This window comes from Bradyrhizobium sp. AUGA SZCCT0176, assembly GCF_018130145.1.
In the GTDB taxonomy this organism is placed as follows: domain Bacteria; phylum Pseudomonadota; class Alphaproteobacteria; order Rhizobiales; family Xanthobacteraceae; genus Bradyrhizobium.
Genome location: NZ_JAFCMB010000003.1, coordinates 157336 through 181033, shown reverse-complemented (window position 1 = coordinate 181033; position 23698 = coordinate 157336). Strand labels below are relative to the sequence as shown.

21 protein-coding genes, 1 tRNA gene and 1 pseudogene are annotated in these 23698 nt (G+C 62.8%); 18 read left to right on the top strand and 5 right to left on the bottom strand.

Translation table 11 applies throughout. From position 1 onward, the window contains the following. Positions 1-151 precede the first annotated feature (151 nt). From JQ600_RS37215 to JQ600_RS09105, 10 genes and pseudogenes are all read left to right on the top strand, one after another. Positions 152-256 (top strand): annotated as a pseudogene (locus JQ600_RS37215) (SDR family NAD(P)-dependent oxidoreductase); the annotation flags it as partial. Between the two features lie 17 nt (positions 257-273). Continuing rightward, a complete protein-coding gene (locus JQ600_RS36775) occupies positions 274-477 on the top strand; it encodes a hypothetical protein (protein WP_249135772.1) in 204 nt (67 codons plus the stop codon). Positions 478-690: 213 nt separating this feature from the next. Further along, positions 691-1890, top strand: a complete 1200-nt coding sequence (locus JQ600_RS09140) for an ABC transporter substrate-binding protein (protein ID WP_212263315.1) — start codon at positions 691-693, stop codon at positions 1888-1890. A gap of 154 nt (positions 1891-2044) precedes the next feature. Further along, the gene (locus tag JQ600_RS09135) at positions 2045-2935 is read left to right on the top strand and encodes a branched-chain amino acid ABC transporter permease (RefSeq protein WP_212263316.1); all 891 of its coding nucleotides are present in this window, start codon (positions 2045-2047) and stop codon (positions 2933-2935) included. 9 nt (positions 2936-2944) lie between these two features. Continuing rightward, entirely contained in the window at positions 2945-3874 is a 930-nt protein-coding gene (locus tag JQ600_RS09130) for a branched-chain amino acid ABC transporter permease (RefSeq protein WP_212263317.1), read from the top strand. After that, complete coding sequence (locus JQ600_RS09125; protein WP_212489786.1) at positions 3849-4598, top strand: ABC transporter ATP-binding protein; 750 nt, start codon at positions 3849-3851, stop codon at positions 4596-4598. Before JQ600_RS09130 ends, JQ600_RS09125 begins: the two co-directional genes overlap by 26 nt. Further along, positions 4598-5326, top strand: a complete 729-nt coding sequence (locus JQ600_RS09120; protein ID WP_312017245.1) for an ABC transporter ATP-binding protein — start codon at positions 4598-4600, stop codon at positions 5324-5326. The genes JQ600_RS09125 and JQ600_RS09120 overlap by 1 nt, the downstream gene beginning before the upstream one ends. 16 nt (positions 5327-5342) lie before the next feature. Further along, complete coding sequence (locus JQ600_RS09115) at positions 5343-6257, top strand: branched-chain amino acid ABC transporter permease (protein ID WP_212263319.1); 915 nt, start codon at positions 5343-5345, stop codon at positions 6255-6257. Beyond that, the gene (locus tag JQ600_RS09110; RefSeq protein ID WP_212489785.1) at positions 6242-7183 is read left to right on the top strand and encodes a branched-chain amino acid ABC transporter permease; all 942 of its coding nucleotides are present in this window, start codon (positions 6242-6244) and stop codon (positions 7181-7183) included. The genes JQ600_RS09115 and JQ600_RS09110 overlap by 16 nt, the downstream gene beginning before the upstream one ends. Further along, positions 7180-7566 (top strand): FixH family protein, encoded by a 387-nt coding sequence (locus JQ600_RS09105; RefSeq protein ID WP_212263321.1) that lies wholly within the window; start codon positions 7180-7182, stop codon positions 7564-7566. Before JQ600_RS09110 ends, JQ600_RS09105 begins: the two co-directional genes overlap by 4 nt. A 308-nt stretch (positions 7567-7874) precedes the next feature. Here the strand turns inward: JQ600_RS09105 and JQ600_RS09100 are convergent, their stop codons facing one another. Continuing rightward, positions 7875-8579: a helix-turn-helix domain-containing protein gene (locus tag JQ600_RS09100; protein WP_212263322.1), complete on the bottom strand. Its 705-nt coding sequence runs from the start codon at positions 8577-8579 to the stop codon at positions 7875-7877. Position 8580: 1 nt separating this feature from the next. Further along, positions 8581-9768 carry a tyrosine-type recombinase/integrase gene (locus tag JQ600_RS09095; RefSeq protein WP_212489784.1) on the bottom strand — a complete coding sequence of 396 codons (1188 nt, stop codon included), beginning with the start codon at positions 9766-9768 and terminating at the stop codon, positions 8581-8583. A 136-nt stretch (positions 9769-9904) separates the two neighbouring features. Between JQ600_RS09095 and JQ600_RS09090 the strand changes: the two genes are divergently transcribed. Further along, a tRNA-Glu gene (locus JQ600_RS09090) sits at positions 9905-10003 on the top strand. A 113-nt stretch (positions 10004-10116) separates the two neighbouring features. On the opposite strand, the gene JQ600_RS09085 is transcribed toward JQ600_RS09090, so the two are convergent. Then, complete coding sequence (locus tag JQ600_RS09085; RefSeq protein ID WP_212390550.1) at positions 10117-10743, bottom strand: cupin domain-containing protein; 627 nt, start codon at positions 10741-10743, stop codon at positions 10117-10119. Positions 10744-10979: 236 nt separating this feature from the next. Between JQ600_RS09085 and JQ600_RS09080 the strand changes: the two genes are divergently transcribed. Genes JQ600_RS09080 through JQ600_RS09055 form a run of 6 tightly spaced genes read left to right on the top strand, consistent with a single transcriptional unit; the run spans position 10980 to position 18783 of the window. Next, a complete protein-coding gene (locus JQ600_RS09080; protein WP_212390549.1) occupies positions 10980-12677 on the top strand; it encodes a peptide ABC transporter substrate-binding protein in 1698 nt (565 codons plus the stop codon). 26 nt (positions 12678-12703) lie between these two features. After that, positions 12704-13654 carry an ABC transporter permease gene (locus JQ600_RS09075; RefSeq protein WP_212390548.1) on the top strand — a complete coding sequence of 317 codons (951 nt, stop codon included), beginning with the start codon at positions 12704-12706 and terminating at the stop codon, positions 13652-13654. A 3-nt stretch (positions 13655-13657) separates the two neighbouring features. Continuing rightward, positions 13658-14533, top strand: coding sequence for an ABC transporter permease (locus tag JQ600_RS09070; protein WP_212390547.1), 876 nt, complete (start codon positions 13658-13660; stop codon positions 14531-14533). A 43-nt stretch (positions 14534-14576) separates the two neighbouring features. Continuing rightward, on the top strand, positions 14577-15905 hold the full coding sequence (locus JQ600_RS09065; RefSeq protein WP_212390546.1) for an FAD-binding oxidoreductase: 1329 nt from the start codon (positions 14577-14579) through the stop codon (positions 15903-15905). Positions 15906-15928: 23 nt separating this feature from the next. Then, positions 15929-16855 (top strand): glyoxylate/hydroxypyruvate reductase A, encoded by a 927-nt coding sequence (locus tag JQ600_RS09060; protein WP_212390545.1) that lies wholly within the window; start codon positions 15929-15931, stop codon positions 16853-16855. Positions 16856-16878: 23 nt separating this feature from the next. Then, positions 16879-18783: an ABC transporter ATP-binding protein gene (locus JQ600_RS09055; RefSeq protein WP_212489783.1), complete on the top strand. Its 1905-nt coding sequence runs from the start codon at positions 16879-16881 to the stop codon at positions 18781-18783. A 94-nt stretch (positions 18784-18877) separates the two neighbouring features. Here JQ600_RS09055 and JQ600_RS09050 read toward each other — a convergent pair whose 3' ends face one another. Next, positions 18878-19903, bottom strand: coding sequence for a hypothetical protein (locus JQ600_RS09050; RefSeq protein ID WP_212390543.1), 1026 nt, complete (start codon positions 19901-19903; stop codon positions 18878-18880). After that, on the bottom strand, positions 19900-22761 hold the full coding sequence (locus JQ600_RS09045) for a penicillin-binding protein 1A (RefSeq protein WP_212489782.1): 2862 nt from the start codon (positions 22759-22761) through the stop codon (positions 19900-19902). The genes JQ600_RS09050 and JQ600_RS09045 overlap by 4 nt, the downstream gene beginning before the upstream one ends. 202 nt (positions 22762-22963) lie before the next feature. On the opposite strand from JQ600_RS09045, the gene JQ600_RS09040 reads away from it, so the two are divergent. Further along, positions 22964-23518 (top strand): hypothetical protein, encoded by a 555-nt coding sequence (locus JQ600_RS09040; protein ID WP_212390541.1) that lies wholly within the window; start codon positions 22964-22966, stop codon positions 23516-23518. Positions 23519-23698 lie beyond the last annotated feature (180 nt).

Below are 23698 nucleotides of genomic sequence, written 5' to 3'. Positions count from 1 at the left end.
CGTTCAGACGTTAGATCTCGTTAGCTGCGGCCTGGCTGGAGACACGGAGGTGGCCGGGGTTCGGTGCGCGAAGCATCGATTCGATAGATGAAATTCTCGGCGCCCCGCCACGTCTTCTTAAACATCGATAGAGCCTTGGAGCCATTCTGGCATGTCCCTTGGAGATAAGATCGTCATTGTAACCGGCGCTGCATGCGGGATAGGGTTGGCCACCGCAAGGCTGTTCGCCGCGAAAGGTGCTCACGTCGTGATCGCGGAGCCACCGGTGCGGAAATGCTGCAGGCAGAATTCGGCGGCGTCGATCAGTTCGGCCGGGGTACGAGCCATCGCGGGAGTGATCTGCAATTGGAAGGGCGCAGTGTCGGTTCTAATCTGCCACCTGTCGATGCTGTGCCCAAGATCCTTTTGCGCAATGCGGTTAGCTTTGCCGATCGTTCGGTAATGCGCGAGAAGCAGTTCGGGATCTGGCGGGAATAGACCTGGAAAGAGGTGCTCGTTTGGTCCGGCCCGCCCGGCCAATTGGCTTGACAGGTTAGACTACGGTGTCGGACACTCAATTCGATCGTTTCGCGAAACCATCCATGGTATCGCTATACGACGATATTCCCGCACTAAAACCGGGCGCCAAGTCCCGGACAATTGCAGATTTCGCCGCCTACGATGCGGTCGCCGATCGGGAGGGAAAACGTCATGATCAAGAAATCTCTGACTCTAGTTGCGGCTGCGGGCGCCATTGCCGGAATGGTCGCTGCTTCAGCCGCGGAGGCCCAGGAGCGTGCGGTCAAGATCGCGGGCTTCGGCGCCAAGTCGGGTGTGGTGCGCGTCTTCGGCATCAACAGCGAAGCGGCGCTGAAGGCGGCGCTCGAGCAAATCAACAATGGCGGCGGCGTCACGCTCGGTGACGGCACCAAGGGCAAAATCGCCCTCGAATATTACGATGACCGCTGCAACGCCGAAGAAGGCATTTCGGTCGTGCGCCGCATCGCATCCACGGAAGCGATCATTGCGGTCGGGCCGACCTGCTCGAACGTGGCTGAATCGCTGTTCGGCATTCTGCAGAAGAAAGTCGGCGACAGCTCGGACTCGGGGCTTCAATTTCCGATCATCGCCGATGTCGCGGCGAAAGGCGGACTTGCCAAGATTTCGGAGTGGGCATTCCGTAATGTGCCGAGCGAGTTCGAGATGTACAAGTCGTTGTTCGCCTGGGTGAAGACGCAGTACCCGGACGTCAAGACGATCTATGGCGGCGTGGAAAAGGATTTCGCGCATTCCAACGCCACCTTCGGCGTGATCAAGACGCAGGCCGAAGCCAGCGGGCTCCAGCTGCTGGGGCAGGGCGAGTGGCTTCTGAATGACACGACGTTCTCGACCCAGGTGCGCGAGATGAAGCGCGCCAATCCGGACGTGGTGGCGATATCAGCCCATCCGTTCACGACCTGCGGCGTGCTCAAGGAAATGCAGCGCCAGAGCGTCAAGCCGAAACTGCTGATCGGCCTCACCTCGTCGTCGTCGATCGAAACGCTGCAGGGCTGTGGCGTACAGGCCGAAGGAATCGTGATCCCGACCAGCTTTGCGCCGGTCACGCCGGAAGCCACCAAGGCGGCCGAACTGGTTGCGAAGTTCGGCGGCAGCGCCGATCTGCACAGTGCGGCGGCCTATGAGATCGCGTTCATCCTGAAGAACGTGATCGAATCCCAGAAGGTCATGGGCAAGCCTGACACGGTTGCCGCGGACCGGGAGAAGATGCGCGCGGGGCTCGCGGCATTGAAGGAGACCGACGGTCTGCTCGGCAAGGTCGGCCGTACCGCTGATCGCGAGGCGATCAAGCCGTTCCTGTTCGTCCATGCCAAGGACAACACCTGGAAGGTTCTGCACCGGCCAGCATCCTGACCGCTGTAACGCGGGACGAACCGGTCTTGACCCGGTTCGTCTCGCCGGCGGCCCGACGAGCGAGCGATCCGCTCCGGGATCGGGAACGCCCGTCGTTCGGCGCGACCAATTGTTCGGCGCGAAATGGCTCAACTCCACCCTGGATACCCAAGGCATGTCCTATCTCGACGTCATCGACACGCTGCAATCGGTTGCTGATGGCGTTCTGTTCGGCGCGACCTATTCCCTGCTCGGGATCGGCTTCACGCTGGTGTTCGGCGTCATGCACAAGATCAACCTGTCCTACGCGGCGGCGTCGATCGGCGCCGCCTACGCCAGCCTGATCGTCCTGTCAGTAGTTAAGGCGCCGGCGATTTTCATATTTCTGCTGGCCGGCCTCGCCGGTGGCATCATCGGCTTCATGATCTATGTCGTCTGCTTCCGCTTCATTCCCCAGGCCAATCCGCTCGCCACTTTGATGTCGACGGTAGGCGCGCTGCTCTTGATCGACGAGATCATCGTGCATGCGACGGTGGGCATCCCAGTGCCCTATCCCGCGCTGTTCTCCGACGTGATCGTCAATGCCGGGCCTTTCACCCTGCGCGGCGATCTGATGTTCATGTTCGCGCTGGGCTGCCTGTCTATGCTGCTGCTACTTGTTCTGCTCTACCGCACCAAGCTCGGCATCGCGACGCGCGCGGTGGCGCAGCAGCCCGTTGCGGCGCAGCTGTGCGGAATTTCGATTCCACGCATCAACGGTCTGACCTTCGTCATCACCGGCGTGGTCGGCGGCATCGCCGGCGCCATGATCGGGGCCGCCATCGGCGTGCTGTCGCCGCTATTGTCGCTGCCGCTGACCACCAAGGGCCTGATCGTCACCGTGATCGGCGGACTGGGCTCAATACCCGGCGCGATCATCGCCGGCCTGCTGGTCGGGGGATTCGAAAACCTGTTTCAGTACTTCCGCGGCGTCACCGAACGCGACCTCTATGTCATGCTGCTGCTGTTCGGGTTTCTGGTGTTCCGGCCGGGCGGCATTTTCTCCCCCGCCGCCGGGCGGGACTGAGGGGACCGGATGGATTTTTATCTCGGGCTTGCCCAGATCGTCGGCGTCCACACCTTGCTGGGGCTTTCCGCCTATTGCGTCCTGCTGACCGGACAGGTCAGCCTGGCGCAGGCCGGCTTCTTCGCGATTGGCGCCTATGTCGCGGCGATGCTGACGGTGCTGGCCGGCTGGCACATCGTCCCCGCGATCGCCGCCGCATCGTTCGTCGCCGGCGCCACCGCCTGCGCGGTCTCCTTCCCCGCGCTGCGCGTCAAGGGCCTGATGCTGGTGGTCGCGACGCTGGCGTTCGGCGAGGCGGTGCGACTGTTCTTCTTCAACTTCGACTATCAGGTTGCGAAAGGCGAAGTGAAGATCGGCCCCGCCGGCGGCGAAGGCTTCCGGCAGATCAGATTCTTCCCGGAGAATGGCTGGTCGACGCTCGACGTTCTGATCTTCATCTGGCTGTTTGTCGCGCTCGTCATGGCGGGCCTGTGGTGGATGGATCGCTCGCGCGCCGGCGCCGTGCTGCGCGCCGTGGGTGAGGACGAAGTCGCCGCCCAGAGCGCCGGGATCAATGTGACGGCGGTCAAGGTGGCGGCGATGACGGTCGGCGGCTTCATTGCCGGGCTCGGCGGCGGAATCTTCGCCCATTACACCGCCCATATCGAGCACGCCCAGTTCGGCGTCGCGCTCGCCACCTTCGCCATCGCCTATCCCATCCTTGGCGGCCTCTCGAGCGTGTTCGGGACCCTGATCGCCGTGGTCTTCGTACAGGGCTTTCTGATCGAGGGGCTGCGCTTCCTCGGCGACTGGCGCAACCTGCTGTTCGGCGGCCTCATTCTGCTCGCCATGAATGTCAGGCCGCGCGGACTTATCGATGCGGCGACGATCGCCGCGGTCAAGCGCATGCGGACTAGCAACAAGGAGCCGGGCAATGCTCGAACTCAAGGGGCTGAGTAAACATTTCGGCGGCGTGCGCGCCGTCGACGGCCTCGACCTCCGTGTTCCCAGGGGCGAGGTGTTTGGCCTGATCGGGCCGAACGGCTCCGGCAAGTCGACGGTCGTCAATCTCGTTTGCGGCCTGTTTCCAGTCACGGCAGGAGAGGTGCTGTTGCGCGACGAGGACATCACCGGGTTGGCCTCGCATGTGCGGGTGGCGCGCGGAGTTACCCGCACATTTCAGAACATCAGATTGTTCGGCCAGCTCAGCGTCTGGCAGAATTTATGGGTGGCGCAGAACTCGACCGAACACCGCAGCGAGGGCTTCCTGCGCCGCTGGCTTGGCGGTCCGGGCCGCGCGCGCGAGGAAATCGACCGGATCCTCGAGTTTTCCGATCTGTCGGGCAAGCGCGACGAACTCGCGGGCAATCTCGCGTTCGGCGAACAGCGCCGCCTCGAACTCGCCCGCGCGGTCGTGGCAAAGCCGGCGCTGCTGCTGCTCGACGAGCCGGCCGCCGGAATGAACGCCGAGGAGATCGACCAGCTCGACGCCCGCATCCGCAAGCTGAAGCAGGATGGCCTGACGACCCTCTTGATCGAGCATCACATGGAGCTGGTGATGGCGGTGACGGATCGAATTGCGGTTCTCAATTTCGGCCAGAAGATCGCCGAGGGAACGCCGGACGAAGTGCAGACCAATCCGCTGGTGCAGCAAGCCTATCTCGGCGTGGCGGAGGCGGCGTGATGGAGGCGATGCTCGAGATTGCCGACGTCGTCACGGCTTACGGCAAGATCGAGGCGCTGAAGGGCGTCTCGCTCAGCGCCGCCAAGGGCCGCATCACTTGCCTGCTCGGGCCGAACGGCGCCGGCAAGACCACGCTGATGATGTCGATCGCCGGAGCCCTGAAGCCGCGCCAGGGCTCGATCAGGCTGGAGGGGAGCGAACTTGTCGGCCTTTCGCCGGCCCGCATCGTCGGCAACGGCGTCGCGCTGGTCCCGGAGAACCGGCTGGTGTTCCCGCAGATGAGCGTGCGCGAGAACCTGCTGGCCGGCGCCTACCAGCGCAACGATTCCGGTGAGGTCACCGCCGACATCGAGCGGATGTATGCGCGCTTTCCGCGCCTGAAGGAGCGGCGCGAGCAGCTGGCCGGAACGCTGTCCGGCGGCGAGCAGCAGATGCTGGCGGTGGCGCGCGCGCTGATGTCGCGTCCGCGGCTTCTGCTGATGGATGAGCCGTCGCTCGGCCTCGCTCCCATTGTCGTCAAGGAGATCTTCGGCATCATCGCCGAACTGAACCGGGAAGGCGTGACGATTTTCCTGGTCGAGCAGAACGCCCATCTGGCGCTGCAGGTCGCGCACCATTTCTATCTCATGGAACAGGGCCGCGTGACATTCTCCGGAAATCCCGGCGAACTGGCGGAGGACGAAGTCATCAAGCGCGCCTATCTCGGCACGCGCCGTTCGGCCGGTTGATCGGATCGGCGCGCGCATGATCCCCTTCATCCAGACCACGCTGGACGGTCTGATGGTTGGTTCCTCCTACGGGCTTCTGGCGCTCGGCTTCGCATTGATCTTCGGCGTCATGCGTCGGCTCAACCTGAGCTATGGCCCCTCGATCATGATCGGGGCCTATCTCGGTACGCTGCTCTACATCAAGTTCGGCCCGCCGACCTATGTCGTGGCGATCGTCGCGGTCGCAGGCTCGGTGATGGCCGGAATCTATGTCGAGCGGCTCTGTTTCGCGCCGCTCGGCGTCGGCGCCGGCGTTGCCTCGATGGTTTCGAGCTTCGCGATCTGGATGCAGCTCGAGCAGGCGAGCCTGCTGATGCTGCCGCGTCACAGCTATCCGTTCCCGTCGCTGACCGGCGGCGAACTCTGGTCGCTGGGTCCATTCGTGGTGCGCCCCGACTACCTCATCATGCTGGCCGCGATGCTTGCGATGTCGGCTGCCCTCACTCTGCTGCTGTATCGCACCCGGTTTGGTCTGGGCTTGCGCGCGATCGTTGAAAACAGCCTCGCGGCGAGTCTTTCCGGGATCGATGTCGAGCGCACCATGCTCAAGGCTTTTGCGCTGGCGTCGGCGATCGGCGGCGTCGCCGGCTTTCTCGTGCTGTCGGCCAATCAGCAGGTCACCGCGATGCTCGGGATGTGGGCGACGCTGAAGGGGCTGATCGCCATGATGATCGGCGGGCTCGGCTCGATTCCCGGGGCGATTGTCGGCGGCCTCGCTCTCGGCGTCATCGAGGCCCACAGCCAGAACCTGTTTGGGCCGCAGGTGCGCGATCTCGCCGCCTATGCCGTTCTGTTCGTGCTGCTGGTGCTGCGGCCGGGCGGCATCCTCGGCACCACGGCGGTCCGCAGGGGTATGGGCCAGCGCGGAGGTGATCGATGGACGACCACCTGATCGGCATCGTCTCCAACATCGGCGTGATCTCCTTTGTCGCGCTGTCGGCCTATCTGCTGCTGTTGACCGGGGAAATCTCCTTCGGCCAGCAGGCCTTCTTCGCCATCGGCGCCTACACCTCCGGCATCGTCACGGCGATGTGGCAGTTGCCGTTCGCCCTCGGGCTCGGCGCGGGCGCTGCGACGGGTGCGGCCGCCGCCTTGCTGGTCGGGCTGCCGACGCTGCGGCTGCACGGGTTGCAGTTTGCCATCGCCACGCTGGCGTTCGCGGAGGCCGTGCGGATTCTGTTCGAACTGTTCCGCTATCAAATCGTACGCGACGGCGAACTGGTCGGACCAAATGGCATCGAGGGTTTCCGCAATATCCGCTACATCTTCGAGAACGACGTCAGCGCGACGGAGTTCATGCTGATCATCTACGGACTGCTCGGCGCCACCCTGTTCGGCCTCTTTCTGCTCGAACGATCGCGGCTTGGCACCGCCTTTCGCATGATCGGGGAGGATGATCTGCTCGCCGCCACGCAGGGCGTCGCGGTGGTCCCGGTCAAGCTGACGGCGGCCTGCCTTGCCGGCACCATCGCCGGTCTCGGCGGCGGGCTCTATGCGCATCTCACCACCTATGTCGAGCCCGCCATCTTCGACGTGATGCTCGGCGTGCACAGCCTTGCCTATGGCCTGATCGGCGGCCTCGGCACCGCGTTCGGGCCGCTGCTCGGCGTCGTCATCGATATCGGGCTGCTGGAGTCGACGCGCTGGTTTGCCGGCTATCGCATGATCGTGTTCGGCGGTCTGGTGGCGGTGCTGCTGATCGTCCGCCCGCGCGGGCTGCTTGACGAGCAGCTGGTGCACCGGATCCGGCGCGCGGTTCGCCGCCGGCCGCGGCCTTCGCCCGCAAACGACACTGTCCTCGGAAAGGAGCTGTCATGATCGCCGTACCGGGTTTCCTGCTTTCGCTGCTCGTCGCGATGGTTTTGTCCGGGAGCGGACTGGCCGCCGGCGTCAAGGCCAAGGCGGAGGTGAGTTGCGCGGCCACCGCAAAGTCGCTCGAATACGACTGCGCCATCAAGCTGTCGGACCAGCGAAGCGGGGCGGCGCTGACCGGCGTCGATGTGACGGTCGGCGCCGATATGCCGTCGATGCCGATGGCCCACAACGTCAAGCCGGTCAAGGCCGTTCCCGACAGCGCGGCGGGGACCTACCGCGCGCGCATCCTGCTTGAGATGCACGGCGACTGGGCCGTCAAGGTCGATCTCGCCGGCCCCGTCAGGGACCGCATCGTCAAGTCCATGCGGTTCGAGCCGAAACCGTGAACCGCTGCTGGACTGAGTAGGAAAGAGTAGAGACCTTATCAGTTAGCGTGCATGCAAGTTCCAGAACGTCCGATGAGCGAATGACCGCTGTTGGCGCAAAGCAGCCGCTCGCTGGGATGTCCCTTAGGAGGGCAGAACGGAGTATGCGTCGGCCCATGACCGGTTTTGCCACCCTTCGCCGACAATCACCGCGCTTTATTTCTGTTGTCCGCTGTGGGGCATTTCGTTCAGCGCCACATAGCGCGCACTTGGACGATCGAGTGGCGCGCAAGTCAACGCGAGCTTTGAGCTTACCTAACGGGTTGTCATCAGCTTGACCCAGTGGGAGCTTCTTCAAGGTTATTGAGAAATTCGTCTAGGTCTGTTTCCAAAATCAACGTGCGGGTACCACATTTTCTTGCGCGCAGTCTGCCGCGATCTTTTTCCTCGTAGAATTTGGTCTTAGACAAGCCGGTCCGCTCCATCACGTCTTCGACAGAGAACGCACGGGTCGCTAATACCCTGCCCGTATCATCCCGGCTGAGCCGGCCGAGCGTTCCAGGTGAATCGAGTGACCCGGCACCCACCGTTTGCGCCATCCACCGCTCGAAGGCCTCTCGCAGGAGGAAGACGGGTTGCCGCATTCCATTGAGCGAACAGTCTGGACCAGGCATTTGCGAACCGGTGTAGTCGAAATTGATTCCCACTTGCTCTCCGGATTTTGCCCACTCTCGAGGATCGAGCTCGAGGTCAACGCCGGTTTGAATGTTGTGAATGTATGCACGTAAATCGCCGTCCCTGAGAGCCCATCGAAAAATGCTCTCCGCGCGATCGGCCGCTACGACCACGGCTGGATAAGGATTTTCCAAAGAGGATTCCTCTTGCGGATCGGGAGGTATTTCCTCCCATTGAACGCTTCGCTCCGCCAGGTCTCTCCAGTCCGGGGTAAGATGCCGATACAAGTCCTCAAACGCCTCGCTCAGCCGGATCGCCCCCTGCGGGATCATGTTCGGTGCTTTTTCTATTTCGTCCATATTAGAAGCCCTGGGATTGCAGCTTGGGAGCGCCTTGCTCGATATACTTGCGTTTCTTTTCGGACAGAACCTTCGCGTATGTTTGCTCAATCATCCTGACGCTGGTTCCGCAATTGTCGGCGATAATGGTGAGCGGAACGTTTTCTTCGATGGCCTCCGAGATATATGCGTGCCTGAGCGCATAAAAACAGCCCTTCGGATCGAGCTTCGCCTTTTGGATGGCCTTCTTCATGGGGCGGACTTGATCGGACGGTTTCCATCGCGCTCCGTCCTTCTTTTCGAAGATGAATGCATCGGCAGGACGACCGGCAGTGATGTGGGAAAACATCTTTACGGCACTCGTCTGGAGGATGATGGGGCGCGATCCGGTTTTACCCGAAACGGTCAGAAACCCGCCGGCCCCGTCGAAGTGCGCGACTTTCGCGCCGGTCAACTCTTCGTAGCGACCGCCTGTTGCATATCCGCCTTCGACCAGTCTGGCGAATTTGGCATCCTCGATCGTATTGATCAGTTTCTGAGCCTGAGGCGGGGAAAATCGGACTTCCCGGGGACGGGCGACGTCTTTGAATGGCTTCACTTTGCGCCACGCCTGATCGCTGGGAATCGCGTTGGCCTCGTCATCGCAGGCATGATTGAGAAACGCCTTCAGCATGCTGAGAACCCGATTGGCCGAGTCCTTCGATTTTCGGACGGCTTCCTTGTCGTCCGATTTCTTCACGAGCGACGCCTTCCAGCCGTCCAGTTGGGTTTTCGTGAGATCCACTACCCTGAACGTGCCCAAACGCGGGAGGATATGCTTGTTGACGCGACCCTTGGTGGTATGCGCGCTGCGTGCGTTCTTTGCTTCCAAGGTCGGAAGATAGTTGTCGAACGCTTCCTTGACGGTGATCGAGCCGGGCGCTGAGCCGCTGGGTCTCCCCAACTCTCTGACTTTGTCGACTGCCTGCCAGTAGCTCAACACCGTCTCACCGTCGGCCTCGACGTAGTCATCGGCAACTCCGATTGCCTTCGTACTCATTCCCCCTTTGCCGTCGGACTTGCGGAAGATCCACGTGCCGTTTGTCTTGGTGCGGCGGTAACCCACGGACAACCCCTGTCCGACCGACTCGAAACGCGGCTTCTTGCTCTGCTTTAGGTCCAAGCGCGCATTGCGTGAATCCAGCGCTGCGCTTTTCAAACGTCTAACCATGGCGGCTGCTCTCATTGCGGTTGCAAACAAGTCTAGCCGCGTATCCAGTAAGTGTCCAGTTGACGTGCGCTAACGCCAGCGAACGCCCACGAACGCGTAAGGACGCCAGTGTCCAGTTAAACGAGTGATTACTGAGGCTTGTACGAACGTGGGCGAACGCCAGCGAACGCGGCGAGCTGTATGTATTAGCCCTCTCAAGGCTGAAACAGGGGTTCGATTCCCCTAGGGAGCGCCATGCCGCTGATCACAGGCCGCATCAGCAGCTCGCCACGCCATGCTGGTTTTCCATTTTGCGCAAAATCGCGTGAGGCGTCGCGGACCGCGCGACGTAAGCGGCCGCACCGAACTTCAACCGGCAGGCGGATCGGTTCGGCGCAGCGTCGTTACCCAGATGACGCGCGCTACCTGCTGCGTCGGATTGTCGAACATGTGCGGCACGATGCTCGGGAAGCGGAAACTATCGCCCGCCTCCAGGACATGGGCTTCGTGGTCGAGCCACAGACGCAGGCTGCCCGACAATATGTAGCCAGCCTTTTCACCGGTGTGCTGGAAGAAGTCGGTGCCCGACGAGCCGCCGGGGTTGAGCGTGAGTTCATAGAGTTCGAGTTCACCCTCCTCGGCAGGGGTGAGCGCTTCCTTGACGACGCCGCTGGCGGTGAGCCGAAGCAGCCGCCGATCATTCTTCCGCACGATATAGCGCTGGGGTTCGCCGGCGTCGGTTGCTCCGAAGAAATAGGAGATCGGCACATCGAGAGCGATGCTGAGAAGACGCAGCGTGCGCACGGACGGCATGGCGAGCGCGCGTTCGAGCTGGCTGATCATGCCGGTGGACAGGCCGGTACGTTTGGCGACGTCCTGAATCGAGAAGCCTGCGCGCTGGCGCAGCAGCCGTACGGTCTCGCCAAGCCGCCGCTGATCGACCGCGTCATCGTTTTCGATCGTCTGGGCGTTCTTCGGAACGCTCACGCGGCCCATGTCGCTCTCCCGTGCATCGTCTCGCAGCCCACCGTTTCTCACCCACCGTCCCAAGCGGCGATCAATTGCATCGAATAATCGGAGCATACCATCAATAGGATTGACTCGTTTATTTAGCTATGATGAAATTTGGATGCAAATAATTAGACGTACTAAAGCTCAGCTAACCTCTGCGTTGCCGGGTTTTCGAGATCGGGCACGGGGGATCGGTGCCGCGCGCGAAAACGGAGACGGTCATGGCGGACGAAACGGGCAAATTCGACATTCCCGCATTGGGCAACTCGGCCTTCGGCATACCGAACCGCCGACAGTTCATGCTGCTTGGCGCGAGCGCTGCAGCGGGACTGAGTGCTACGGCCTCGGCATTTGCGCAGACGGAACGTCCAGGCAATCCGCCCGCCAAGCCACGCGGGCAGGTGATCGCGGCCCTGTCGCAGGAGCCGACCGTCTTTCATCCCCTGATGCCCGGTATCGAGGTCGATCAGGGCGTTTGGTGGCAAGTCTTCTCGCCGCTGTGGTTCATCGATCCTGATGGCAACTTCGTTCCTGACCTGGCCCGCGAAGTCCCCACCATCGAGAACGGCGGGCTGTCGGCCGACGGTCTGACCTGGAAGATCAAGCTGCGCAGTAACGCCAAGTGGCATGATGGCACGGCGTTTACGGCTGATGACGTCAAGTTCTCCCTTGAGCTGATCAACAACACGGATTTCCGCGCGCGCAACCGCGTCGGCCATAACCTGGTCAAGGACATCAAGGTCGTCGCGCCCGACGAGGTTCATTGGCGCATGGAGGCGCCGTATTCGCCCTATATGTCGATCCTGTCGCTGACCTGCATGGTGCCCAAACACATTCTGGAGAAGGTGTCGGATCCGAACAGCTCGCCGTTCCACAATGCGCCGGTCGGGACCGGACCGTTCCGTTGGGGCGAACGCGTGCCTGGCGACCACATTCTGTTGCACGCCCACACCGGCTACCATGGCAAAGGGCCTTATCTGGAGCGCGTCGTCTTCAAATACATCCCGGACCTGACCGTCCTGTACACCCAGTTCCGCACCGGCCAGGTCGATTACACGGGCTTGCAGGGAATCCTGCCGAACTTCGTGCAAGAGGCGAAAACGCTGCGTGGCCGCAAGATTTTCGTGTCGTCGACGGCCTCGGTGGAGCATGTCGCGCCGAACCTGGATTTCGGTCCGTTCACCGACCGCACGGTGCGCGAGGCGCTTTATCTCGCGATCAACAAGAAGGCGATCATCGACGCACTCAATTACGGCTTGCCGACGCAGACCGAGAGTTTTGTGCCGCAACAGGCCTGGTCGTTCCAGCAGGGCCTGCCGCAGCACAGCTACGATCCGGCGAAGGCAAATGCGCTGCTCGATGCGGCGGGATGGGTCCGCGGCGCAGGCGGCATCCGCGAGAAGGGCGGCGTCAAGCTCGAATTCACCAATTCGACCACGTCCGGCAACGCCGTGCGCGAACAAACCCAGCAACTGCTGATTCAGGACTGGCGCGCGATCGGCGCTGCGATGCGCGTAAACAACATGCCGGCTGCGGTCATCTGGGGCGAGTTCTGGCAGCAGTCGAAGTTCAACTCGGTCCTGGTGTCGGTGAACTTCATGCTGGGCAGCGATCCGGACGTGACGCCGCGCTTCGGCTCGGGCGCCATTCCGGCCAAAGGCGGACGCGGCTTCAACACCTATCAATACCAGAGCCCGGAGGCCGACCGGCTGCTCGCCGAGGGTGCCAAGCAGTTCGATCTTGCAAAGCGCAAGGCGATCTATGGCGACCTTCAGAAGCTGATCCGCAACGACCTCGCGGTGCTGCCGCTGTTCCAGGGCACCATCACCGAGGGCGTCAAGGACGGATTGCAAGGCTTCCGGCACAACATCAACGCTTCGTCCAACTGCTGGAACATCCGCGAATGGTACTGGACCTGACGCGTCTGATCCGGGGGACTGCCTGAATGGCCCGTTACGTCGCCAATCGCCTGATGCAGGCGATCATGTTGCTGGTGATCGTCTCGGCGCTCGGCTTTGCGATCCTCCATCTGGCGCCGGGCGGCCCGCTCTCGCAATTCGCCGCCTCGGCGCAAATGACGCAGGAGGATCTCGATCGCGTCACCAAGCAGCTGGGCCTCGATCGTCCGCTTCCGATCCAGTATCTCGACTGGTTCGGCCGCATGGTCAGGGGCGACTGGGGCCGTTCCTATCGGGACGGCGAGGCGGTGCTGTCCGTCATCGGCTCGCATCTCGGCGCCACGCTCGAACTGATGGCGACCGCGACCCTCATCGCGGTTCTGCTCGGCTGCTGGATCGGCGTGCTTGGCGCCGTGCGCCGCTATTCATTGTTCGATTCGCTGGCAACTGTCGGCGCCATGATCGCGCTCTCCATTCCGACGTTCTGGTTTGGGCTCGTCACGATCTATCTGTTTTCGGTGAAGCTCGGCTGGTTGCCGTCCGGCAACCGGCATACGATCGGTGACGGCTCATTTCTCGATCTCCTGCATCATCTGATCGCACCGGCCGTCGTGCTGGCGCTTGTCGAGACCGCCATCTGGGGACGCTTCATGCGCTCCTCCATGCTCGAGGTCATCAACCAGGATTACATCCGCACGGCGCGCGCCAAGGGGATGCCGGAGTGGCGCATCCTGACCGTGCATGCCTTGCGCAACGCCCTGCTGCCGATGATAACAGTTGCGGGCCTCCAGTTTCCGACATTGCTCGGCGGCGCGCTGGTCACCGAGACCGTGTTCACCTGGCCCGGCATGGGCCGGCTGTTCCTCGATTCCATCGGCTATCGCGATTATCCGGTCGTGATGGGCATCCTGATGTTTTCGGCCATGATGGTGCTGATAGGCTCGCTTCTCGCCGACATCCTCTATGCCGTCGTCGATCCTCGGATCAGGGTGGGATAGGCGATGGGCACCGCAGCCTTGCAGACCGTCCAACTTGCTCCTGGCCAAGCCGCCTGGCAGCGCTTCCGGCGTCACAAGCTGGCCTTGGCGGGTGCGGTGACCATCGTCATCCTCGTGCTGGGTTCGGCGTTCGGCCCTTATCTTTTGCCGTTCGACGACACCTTTATCGACATCATGAAGCGGTTCGCGCCGCCGTTGTCGGGGGCCCACATCCTTGGCACCGACGAACTTGGCCGCGACGTGCTGGCGCGGCTGATGATGGGAGGTCGCGTGTCGCTCTCCATCGGCATCGTCGCCATGACCATCGCCATGGCGGTCGGGATCCTTGTCGGCGCTTTCGCGGGCTTCTATGGCGGCGTCATCGGCGCCGTGCTGATGCGGTTCGTCGATGCCGTGCTGTGCTTTCCGGCGATCTTTCTGCTGCTGGCGCTCGCGGCGCTCACCGAGCCGGGCTTGATGACCACCACCTTGCTGATCGCGGCCACGGCGTGGATGAGCGTCGCCCGCGTTGTCGAAGCGCAGGTCCGTTCGCTTCGCGAACGCGAGTTCGCGATCGCCGCCGTCGCCTTCGGGTCGTCTAACCTGCGGATCATGTTCCGCGAACTCGTGCCCAACGCAATGGCGCCGATCGTGGTTGCGGCCACGCTCAACGTCGCCAAGGCGATCCTGCTCGAATCCTATGTCAGCTACCTCGGATTCGGCATTCAGCCGCCGGCCGCGAGCTGGGGCAACATGCTCAACAATGCGCAAATCTATATGACGAGTGCGCCCTGGCTTGCGATTGCGCCGGGCGTTGCCATCACGCTGGCCGTGACCAGCTTCAACTTCCTCGGCGACGGACTGCGCGACGCGCTCGATCCGCGCATGAACATCCCATGAAGCCCGTACGGGCGTCCATAAACTTTACTGTCAGGAGAGTCTCATGTCCCCGCCACTCAGCCGCATCACGAGCGACGAACGCTTGCCGGCGCAAGCCGATGTTGTCGTCATCGGCGGTGGCGTCATCGGCGTTTCGGCGGCGTATCATCTGGCGAAGAAAGGACACTCCGTCGCGCTGATCGAGAAGGGGTATGTCGGCGCGGAGCAGTCGAGCCGCAACTGGGGCTGGTGCCGCCAGCAGGGCCGTGCCCGCGCCGAGATCCCGCTGGCCCGCGAGGCGCTGCGGTTGTGGGAGGACATGCAGAACGACGCCGGCGTCGATGCCGGCTTTCGGCGCACCGGTGTCTTGTTCCTGACCAAGAACCCGCAGGAACTGGCCGCTTGGGAGAAGTGGGCCGAGATCGCCCGCGAACAGCAGGTTCATTCAACCGTCTTGTCGGCGGCCGAGGTCGCTGAGCGCGTGCCCGGCAATGCAGATAGCTGGGTCGGCGGTTTGCACACGCCGAGTGACGGGCGCGCCGAGCCTTCGATGGCGGTGCCGGCGCTCGCGGCCGCCGCGCGCAAGCACGGTGTGACGATTCACCAGGGCTGCGCCGCGCGCGGGCTCGAAACCCAGGGCGGACAGGTGAGCGCGGTCGTCACCGAGAAGGGCGCCATTCGCACGCAGTCCGTGCTGCTGGCGGGAGGGGCGTGGTCGTCGCTGTTCTGCCGGCGCCACGGCATCGAGCTGCCGATCGGCCTCGTCAACGCCACCGCGTGCCGCACCACGCCGGCGCCGGAAATCACGATGGGCGCGCTCGGCACCGACTTCTATTGCATTCGCCGCCGCCTCGATGGCGGCTTCACGCTGGCGCTGCGCGGGCGCGGCACGGTGGAAGTGTCGCCGGATCTGTTTCGCTATGCCAAAACCTTCTGGCCGACCTACAAGCAGCGCCGCAAGGGACTGAAGCTGTCGTTCGGAAAGTCGTTCTTCGATCAGATCATGCGCGGCACCAACTGGAGCCTCGACAAGCCTTCGCCGTTCGAGACCGAGCGGGTGCGCGATCCCGCGCCTGATATGTCGCTGGTCACTTCGGCGCTCGCGGCGCTGATCAAGTCAAACCCTGATTTAAAGGGCATCGAAGTCGCGGAGGCCTGGGGAGGCACAATCGATACGACGCCCGACACCATTCCGGTGATTTCTCCCGTCGACTCCCTGCCGGGCTTTTTTCTCGCGACCGGTTTCAGCGGTCATGGATTTGGCATTGGCCCGGCAGCCGGCAAGCTCGCTGCCGACCTCGTCACGGGCGAAACGCCACTGGTCGATCCGGCGGCCTACAGCCATACGCGCCTGATCGACGGCCGGCCGCTGGCGCCGGTCAGCCTGTTCTAGTGGTATCGGATCGGGCCCGCGCCATGACATTCCTTTACAAGGCGAACGCGACCCGCGGCCTCGAATGGGCCCGCCATTTTGCGGCGCGCGCCCCGGAGCTGCCGTTCCGGCTCTGGCCCGATGTCGGCGATCCGGCAGAGGTGCGCTATCTGGCGGTGTGGAGCCCGCCGGAAAACATCGCCGCAACCTTTCGCAATCTCGAGCTCGTCTTCTCGGTCGGAGCAGGGGTCGATCAATTCGATTTCTCGCAGCTCCCACCCCATGTTCCGCTGATCCGCATGCTGGAGCCCGGCATCACGGAGAGCATGGTTGAATACGCCACCATGGCCGTGCTCGCGCTGCACCGCGATCTCGTGCACTTCATCGCCCAGCAGCGGCAGCAGACGTGGCGCGAGATCCGGATCACGCCGGCGGCGAAACGGCGCGTCGGCGTGATGGGCCTCGGTCTGCTCGGTCAGGCGGTGCTTGAACGGCTCAAGCCATTCGGTTTTCCGCTTGCCGGCTGGAACCGCTCCCTGCGCAGCATAGAGGGTGTCACTTGCCATGCCGGCCGGGAGACATTGCCCGATTTCCTCGCGCAGACCGACATCCTTGTCTGCCTGCTGCCGCTGACCGATGAAACCCGCGGCATCCTGAATACTGGTTTGTTCGAGGCGCTGCCGCGTGGTGCTCAACTCGTCAATGTCGGGCGGGGCGGGCATCTGGTCGAGGCAGACCTCATTGCGGCTCTGGAGCGCGGCCTGTTGTCGTCAGCCGTTCTCGACGTCGCCGAACAGGAGCCGCTGCCGGCAGGCCACCCGTTCTGGAGCCATCCGCGCATTCTCCTCACACCGCATATTGCGAGCATGACGACGCCGGAAACGGCGGTTGAATTCGTACTCGAAACCATCGGTCGCCACCGCCGCGGTGAAACCTTGCCGGGTCGTGTCGATCGTAAACGCGGCTACTGAAACCGTGCATTGAAAGCTTCAGGATGAGTATTGGCCCAAGCGGACCTGACCCTCTCGCCACCGGCGCAAAGCCGCCCCAGGCAACGGGTTCGTTCGCAGCAGCACAGGCCCCGGTGCTGTCGATCGCGGGTCTGACCACCTCGTTCATCCGCGATGGGCAATGGATTCCCGTCGTCCGCAACGTATCGTTCGACGTTGCCGCGAAAGAGACGGTGGCGATCGTCGGGGAATCTGGCTCGGGCAAGAGCGTCACCGCGCTCTCGATCATGCGGCTCATTCCGCAGGAAAGCGGCCGCATCGAGGGCAGCATCAAGCTCGCGGGCCGCGATCTCCTGACGCTGCCTGAACAGACCATGCAGGATGTGCGCGGCAATGAAGTTGCCATGATCTTTCAGGAACCGATGACCAGCCTCAATCCGGTGCTGACCATCGGCTTCCAGATCGCCGAAGCGCTGATCTACCATCGGGGCATGTCGCGCGCGGCGGCCGAGGCCGAGACCGTTCGTCTGCTCGAGAGGGTCCGCATCCCGGCGGCGAAGTCGCGTTTCCACGAACATCCGCACCGCTTCTCCGGCGGCATGCGCCAGCGCGTGATGATCGCCATGGCGCTGGCCTGCAGGCCGAAGCTGCTCATCGCCGACGAGCCGACCACCGCGCTCGACGTCACGATCCAGGCGCAGATCCTCGAGCTGCTCAAGGTTCTGCAGGAAGAAGAGGATATGGCGATCCTCTTCATCACCCATGACATGGGCGTGGTGGCCGAGATCGCGGACCGCACCGTGGTGATGTATGACGGACAGGCGGTGGAGGCTGACAGCACCGCACGGATCTTCGCCGCGCCTTCGCATCCTTATACCCGCGCGCTTCTCTCCGCCGTGCCGCGTCTCGGCTCCATGGAAGGGCGGGCGCGGCCGATGCGATTTCCGATCGTCGACAAGGTGACGGGAACGTCGGATGAACCGACGGAGACGCCCGATACGGTCGCCGCATCAGAGCGGCCGGTGCTCGACGTCGCCAACCTGACCACGCGGTTTCCGATCCGTTCCGGCCTGTTCGGCAAGGTCTCGGGCCGCGTCCATGCGGTGGAGAACATATCCTTCAGCGTGCACGCCGGCGAAACACTGGCGCTTGTCGGTGAGTCCGGCTGCGGCAAGTCGACGACGGGCCGATCCATCCTCAAGCTCGTCGAGCCGGACAGCGGCTCCGTGCTGGTCGATGGCGAGGATGTCCTCGGCATGGGCGCCTGGGCCCTGCGTGCGTTGCGCAAGCGCATGCAGATCGTCTTCCAGGATCCGTTCGCGAGTCTCAATCCGCGCATGTCGGTCGGCTCGGCGGTCGCCGCGCCGCTCTATGCCCATGGACTGGCTTCTTCGTCGCAGGCGCGCGACAAGGTTGCCGATCTGTTGGCTCGCGTCGGACTGACAGCAGATATGGCGTCGCGCTTTCCGCACGAGTTCTCCGGCGGGCAACGCCAGCGCATCTGCATCGCCCGCGCGCTGGCGCTCGGGCCCAGGCTGATCATCGCCGACGAGGCGGTCTCGGCGCTCGACGTCTCGGTCAAGGCGCAGGTGGTTAATCTGATGCTCGACCTTCAGGCGAGCATGGGTCTGGCCTATCTCTTCATCTCCCATGACATCGCGGTGGTCGAGCGGATGAGCCACCGTGTCGCCGTCATGTATCTCGGCGAAATTGTCGAGATTGGACCCCGCGCGGCGGTGTTCGGGAATCCGCAGCATCCCTATACCAGGAAGCTGATGGCGGCCGTACCGATCCCTGATCCTGCGCGCCGCGCCGAGAAGCGCGGTGTATCCAACGAGGAAATCAAAAGTCCGGTGCGCGCCCCCGACTACCAGCCTCCGGTTCGCCAGTACCGCGAGGTCAGCCCGGGCCACGTCGTCCAGGTCTGGGGCGAGGAGTGGTCGGGCTAACCAAGAGTGTCATCGCAACGCACGAAACGCTTGTGAGCGCGCTTACTCAGTCCTTCACCACACCGGCGTCCATTCGTCGCCGCACACGATCTGCTCATTCCCGCTCCATCATGTCGGCGATCGCCTTGATGCGGCTTCTGGCGTATTTCGGTAGGCCGGCGCTCAGCGAATCGCCGCTGTTGAAGGAGCTGTTGCCCATGAGCAGTTGCGCGGGCACGAGGTTTCGCAGAACGGGTGTTTTGCTGTACTCCCTTTGCTTGTTCAGCACGTCGTTCCTGACCACAATCAGGATGTAGACCGTCGCGATGGCGGCGTCCCGCTCGGTCGGATGTTGTTGCAGGATCGCAAGCAGCTTGCCGAACTGGATGACTTGGTTCACCCAAAAGATGTTCTGCTCGAGCCCACCGGTGACTGTGGAGTCGAGTCCTGTCAGGCTCGGCAGCTCGGCAAGGTGCGGCTGCGTGACCAGCCCGATCTCACTCTGGAACTCGATGAAATCTGGAATGGGCCTTTTGCTCTCCTCGCGCAGCTTGTTGGCAAGGTGAATGCCCGCCGGAATTTTCCCTTCGAACATGTAGCGGGACTGCACGCAGATCGCCTTCGCGTCCTCGCACCAGCGGCGATTCGGCGGACGGTTGTGCGCGGCGACACCCGTGTCCTTGTTGGGAACAGCATCGCCCGCCGTGATCGGCCGGTGCTTGACCGCCGGATCGATCTGCTCGAGGAACGCGACGTTCGCATACCGCGACAGATCCAGTGCCGCTGCCGGTCTTGGAAGTCGAAACCGCGCCTCCGCCTGGTAGACCGAGAGCGTCAGCTTCGTTTGTTGGTTGAGCGTGGGCTCAACGAAGCTCGGGAAGAGCGAGAGGAAGCGCCGCTGAACCGGACGCGAGCGGGCCCAATCGTCGAAAGGAATAAGTCCCGTCGCGGAATCGGCGAGTTTGTCGTTGCGTTGGTCAGCGAAGATGACTGTGCGAGGTTTGATCTGGGCGATCGGAATGCTGGCGGCTGCGGGCACGTCCTCCAGCTGGAATTCCTGCGCGGCCGCGCCCGCGCAAGTGGCCACGCAGGCGGCGATGAGGGCAGCGGCACGATGCAGTCTCATGGCATCAATACTCAATTCAGCCGCCGCGAGAAATAATCGGGATCGACTCGGAGCGGCGGTCGCGGGAGGCGGTCCTCGTCATCGGGATATCCGCGCCAGGAGGGATACTCGCGCGGACCAAGACGCCAGTTCGGGAATTGAAAGGGCCGCCGGTTATCGCCGTAATGGCGATTATCGTAGGACCACGGCTGGAATGGCCCGTCGTCTCCGTCATGACTGCCACGATGGGCGTAGCTTTCTGCACGCGAGACGATCCGAAATTGCGTATCATCGATTCTGCCCGACGGATCCCTCTTGAGGTACTCGGTGAAAGCGCGCCCGGAGCCGGCCGGTGCAGGATCGCCGGTATGGGGATCGATCGACAGAGCAACGAGCTGATGCAAAGCTTCGCGCGAAGGGCCGTTCAACGCCGTCTTGGGAGCGTGCAGCTCCCAGGCTGCCTGCACGATCGGCTCGAACATCGGCAGCGCCACTTTTCCTCCGGTCTGGCCGCGCCCAAGGGTGCGGCGCCCGCCGTCGCCATTGTCGTAGCCGACCCAGATGGCGATGGTAACGTCATTTGTGAAACCGACGAACCAGGCATCGGCCGAATTATCGGTGGTACCAGTCTTGCCGCCGGCATAGGGCGAGAGATGCTTCACTCCGCGCGCAGTTCCGCGCGCGAGCACGCCCTGCAGCATTGATTTCAACTGGTAAAATGATGCGCGGTCGGCGAAGCCGATCCAGGACAGCGCATGCGGATCGTGCCGGTAGATTGGGCGGCCGTCCTGTTCGATCGTTTCGATCGCATGGGGCTGGGGTCGTGCGCCTTCGTTGGCGATCGCTGCATAGAACGCCGCAAGGTCGATGAGCCGCACCGATTGGGCACCGAGCACGAACGGGTAGTAGCGCATGCATTCTTTGTAGAGCTGCGCTTCCATCGCGAGCAAGCAGACCTGGTCGAGGCCTCGCTCGGCGCTGTCGGCGAGACCGGTCGCGAGCAGTTGCGCGGTGGCGAGATTCCGGGAGTTTTCCAGCGCACTCCGCAGTGTAATGGCGCCCGAAGCGCCGCCGTCATAGTTCTTCGGCGACCAGAAACCGCGCTGGCCGGAGGCCGCCGCCCCGATCGGTGCCAGCGTCAGAGGTTCGTCCAGCACCAGCGTGTTCGGCTGCAATCCCTTCCGAAGGGCGGCGAGGTAGGTCAGCGGCTTGAAGGTGGAGCCGGGTTGCCGCAGGCTCTGAACGACGCGGTTGAGCTGGCTCGCCGGATAGGAAAAGCCGCCCGCCATCGCGAGAATGCGGCCGGTTTCGTTCTCGAGTACGAGTGCCGCTCCCTGCACGGTCGGTCGAATGCGCAGATCGGCACGCGCCGCTTGCTTAGCATTGGCTTTGCGCACCTGCACGTAGATCACGTCGTACGGCTTGAGACTGCGCCGGATCGCGGCGCTCCAGGTGTTCAGCGGCAGGATGCTTCCATCGGTCAGACCGACGTTGATCGCATGGCCGCTTTTGCCACGCGTATTCTCCAGGACGACCGCCGATTCCCAGTGAACGTCATAGAGAGGTAGCCGCGTCGTCTTCAACGCCACGAGCCAGGCCGGTTCCGTGGCCCTCAGGTCAGCCGCACTCAGACGGACAGCATTGGAAATGTTCGCCTCGGGTCCCTCAAATTTGTACCGATTGGTGTTCAGCTCGTACCGCGCGAGGCCCTCCTGCAATGTTACTTCGACTGTGCGCTGCAAGGCCGAGTTGACGGTCGAGCGCACCGTGTAGGAGGATTTGGTGAGAGTATCGAGGCCTGCGACCACCTTTGCCTCGCGGGCGATCTGATCGACGAAGTGAAAGCCGAAGTCCCGTCGCGTCGGCCGGTACTCGACAAGCTGCGGCAATACTGCTTGCGCCGCGGCGGCGTCGATCATCGCGTCGTTCTGCATGCGGCCAAGCACGTAGGCAAGGCGCTCGCGCGCGCGCTCAGGGTGGCGGTCAGGATTGAAGTAGTTCGGTCCCTTGGCGAGCCCGGCGAGTAGCGCGCCCTCGACGGCGGAGAGCGCCTTGGCTGGTTTACCGAAATAGCTGCGCGCCGCCATCTCGATGCCCCAGGCTCCGCGACCGAGATAAATCGAGTTGAGATAGAGCTCGAGGATTTCCGCCTTGGTCAGGGCGCGCTCCATCCGCGAGGCGACGATCATCTCGCGCAGTTTTCTTTCGTAAGTGATGTCGTTGCCCACCAGCAGATTCTTCGCGACCTGCTGTGTAATGGTTGAGCCGCCCTGCGGCCGGCCCGGCTGCGTGAAGTTGCCGATGAAGGCGCGGACCAGTCCGCGCTCGTCAATGCCCGCGTGTTGGAAAAAACGCCTGTCCTCCGCGGCGATGAATGCGTTGCGCACCTCTTCTGGGATATCCGCAAGCGTGACCCAGACGCGGCGATTGTTCGGTTCGTAAATCTCGGCAAGGCGTTCGCGCTTGTTGTCGAGGACTACGCTGGTGCCAGGAAGCCTGAGGTGCTTGAGCTGCACGGCGTCGGGCAGATCCTTCACCGCGCTGTTGTAGAAAGCGATGACCTGACCGAGATCGACCGGCGATCGTTCAACTTTTTCGACTTTGCAGAACTCCTTGTAGGTCACGTGGAGGTCGGCCAGGTTCAGTCCTTTGAGCGCCTTGATCTCGCTGCTCAGTGCCTCCTTGTCATCCATGGCAGTGGCAATCAGATCGTCGAGGTTGATGTCCTCGATGTCGAAAGCCTTGCGCATGTGGGCGCAGCCGGCATTCAAAAGCTGCGCCACCTCGAAGCGGTCACGCACCGCATCGAACTCGGTCTTGACTGCATCCGGCCGGGTAGTGACCTGGCTGAAGGCCAGCGCCGTGGCGAAGATCTTGATGAGAATCGTGTCCATGACCTGCCGACGGTCGAGACAGCCGCCTCCGTAAGGTCCCGTTCTTGTAGAACGATATTATAAACAAGGCTGTGTTGAGGAAAAAGTTCCCGAGGCGCCGCCGTCCGCTTTTCCGGACCTTCAGCACCGCTCCGACCTGGCCGGGCCACGGAACCAACGCTGCGGCCAGTCGTTCTAAAAATACCATATTGGCAGCGCACTCATGAGTATCCCTCTTCCAGTCGTGCTTGCCGCGGCGCTCTTCAGCACCGCCATCGCCACGACGCCTGCGGATGCTGCTCCTCGAAAAAAGAACCCTGCAGGGAGCGTCGCTCAGCCGCCCGCGGACAGATTTTTGGCCTGCGATGTCCGGGTGCGAGACTATCTTCGCGAAGGCGGCGCGGCGATACGGGTGACCAAGATCGAAGTGGACGATGCCCGACTGCAGTTGAACATTCATCATGAGTACGGAGAAGCGGGAAAGTCGTCTCGAAAATACCTCCGCGGAGACACTGAAGAAGAAATGCGCAAAAACCTGCGCGGAATACTGGATGAGTTCGCTGCGGCTGCGAAGGCCGCAACGACTGGTCGCGCTTGGTATGTGATCGCAGCTCGCAAGGTCATGCCGGACCTCCGCGACAATTCGGGCGAGACCACGAATCCGTGGACGGCCATCGTCCTGGCCGATTTCGAGGGAAAATGCAGACCCATCACGTTCTATCAGTCTGTCGACCGGAACAAGCTCGATCCTGAACTGAGCAAGAAATTGGATGAGTGAAGTTTTGCGCTCGAAGTGATTTGCAGTCGTGCGACGGCGGCTGGACACCATGAGGCGCGGTGAGGATGTGAGGCCGCTCCAGCGCGGGGAGCGCGAGGGGCCCGATCGCTAAGCGTCTGCTGGCGAAACCCGGTTTCCCACACGCACCGACGCTCTACGAGTGCTCATATATCTACGAGT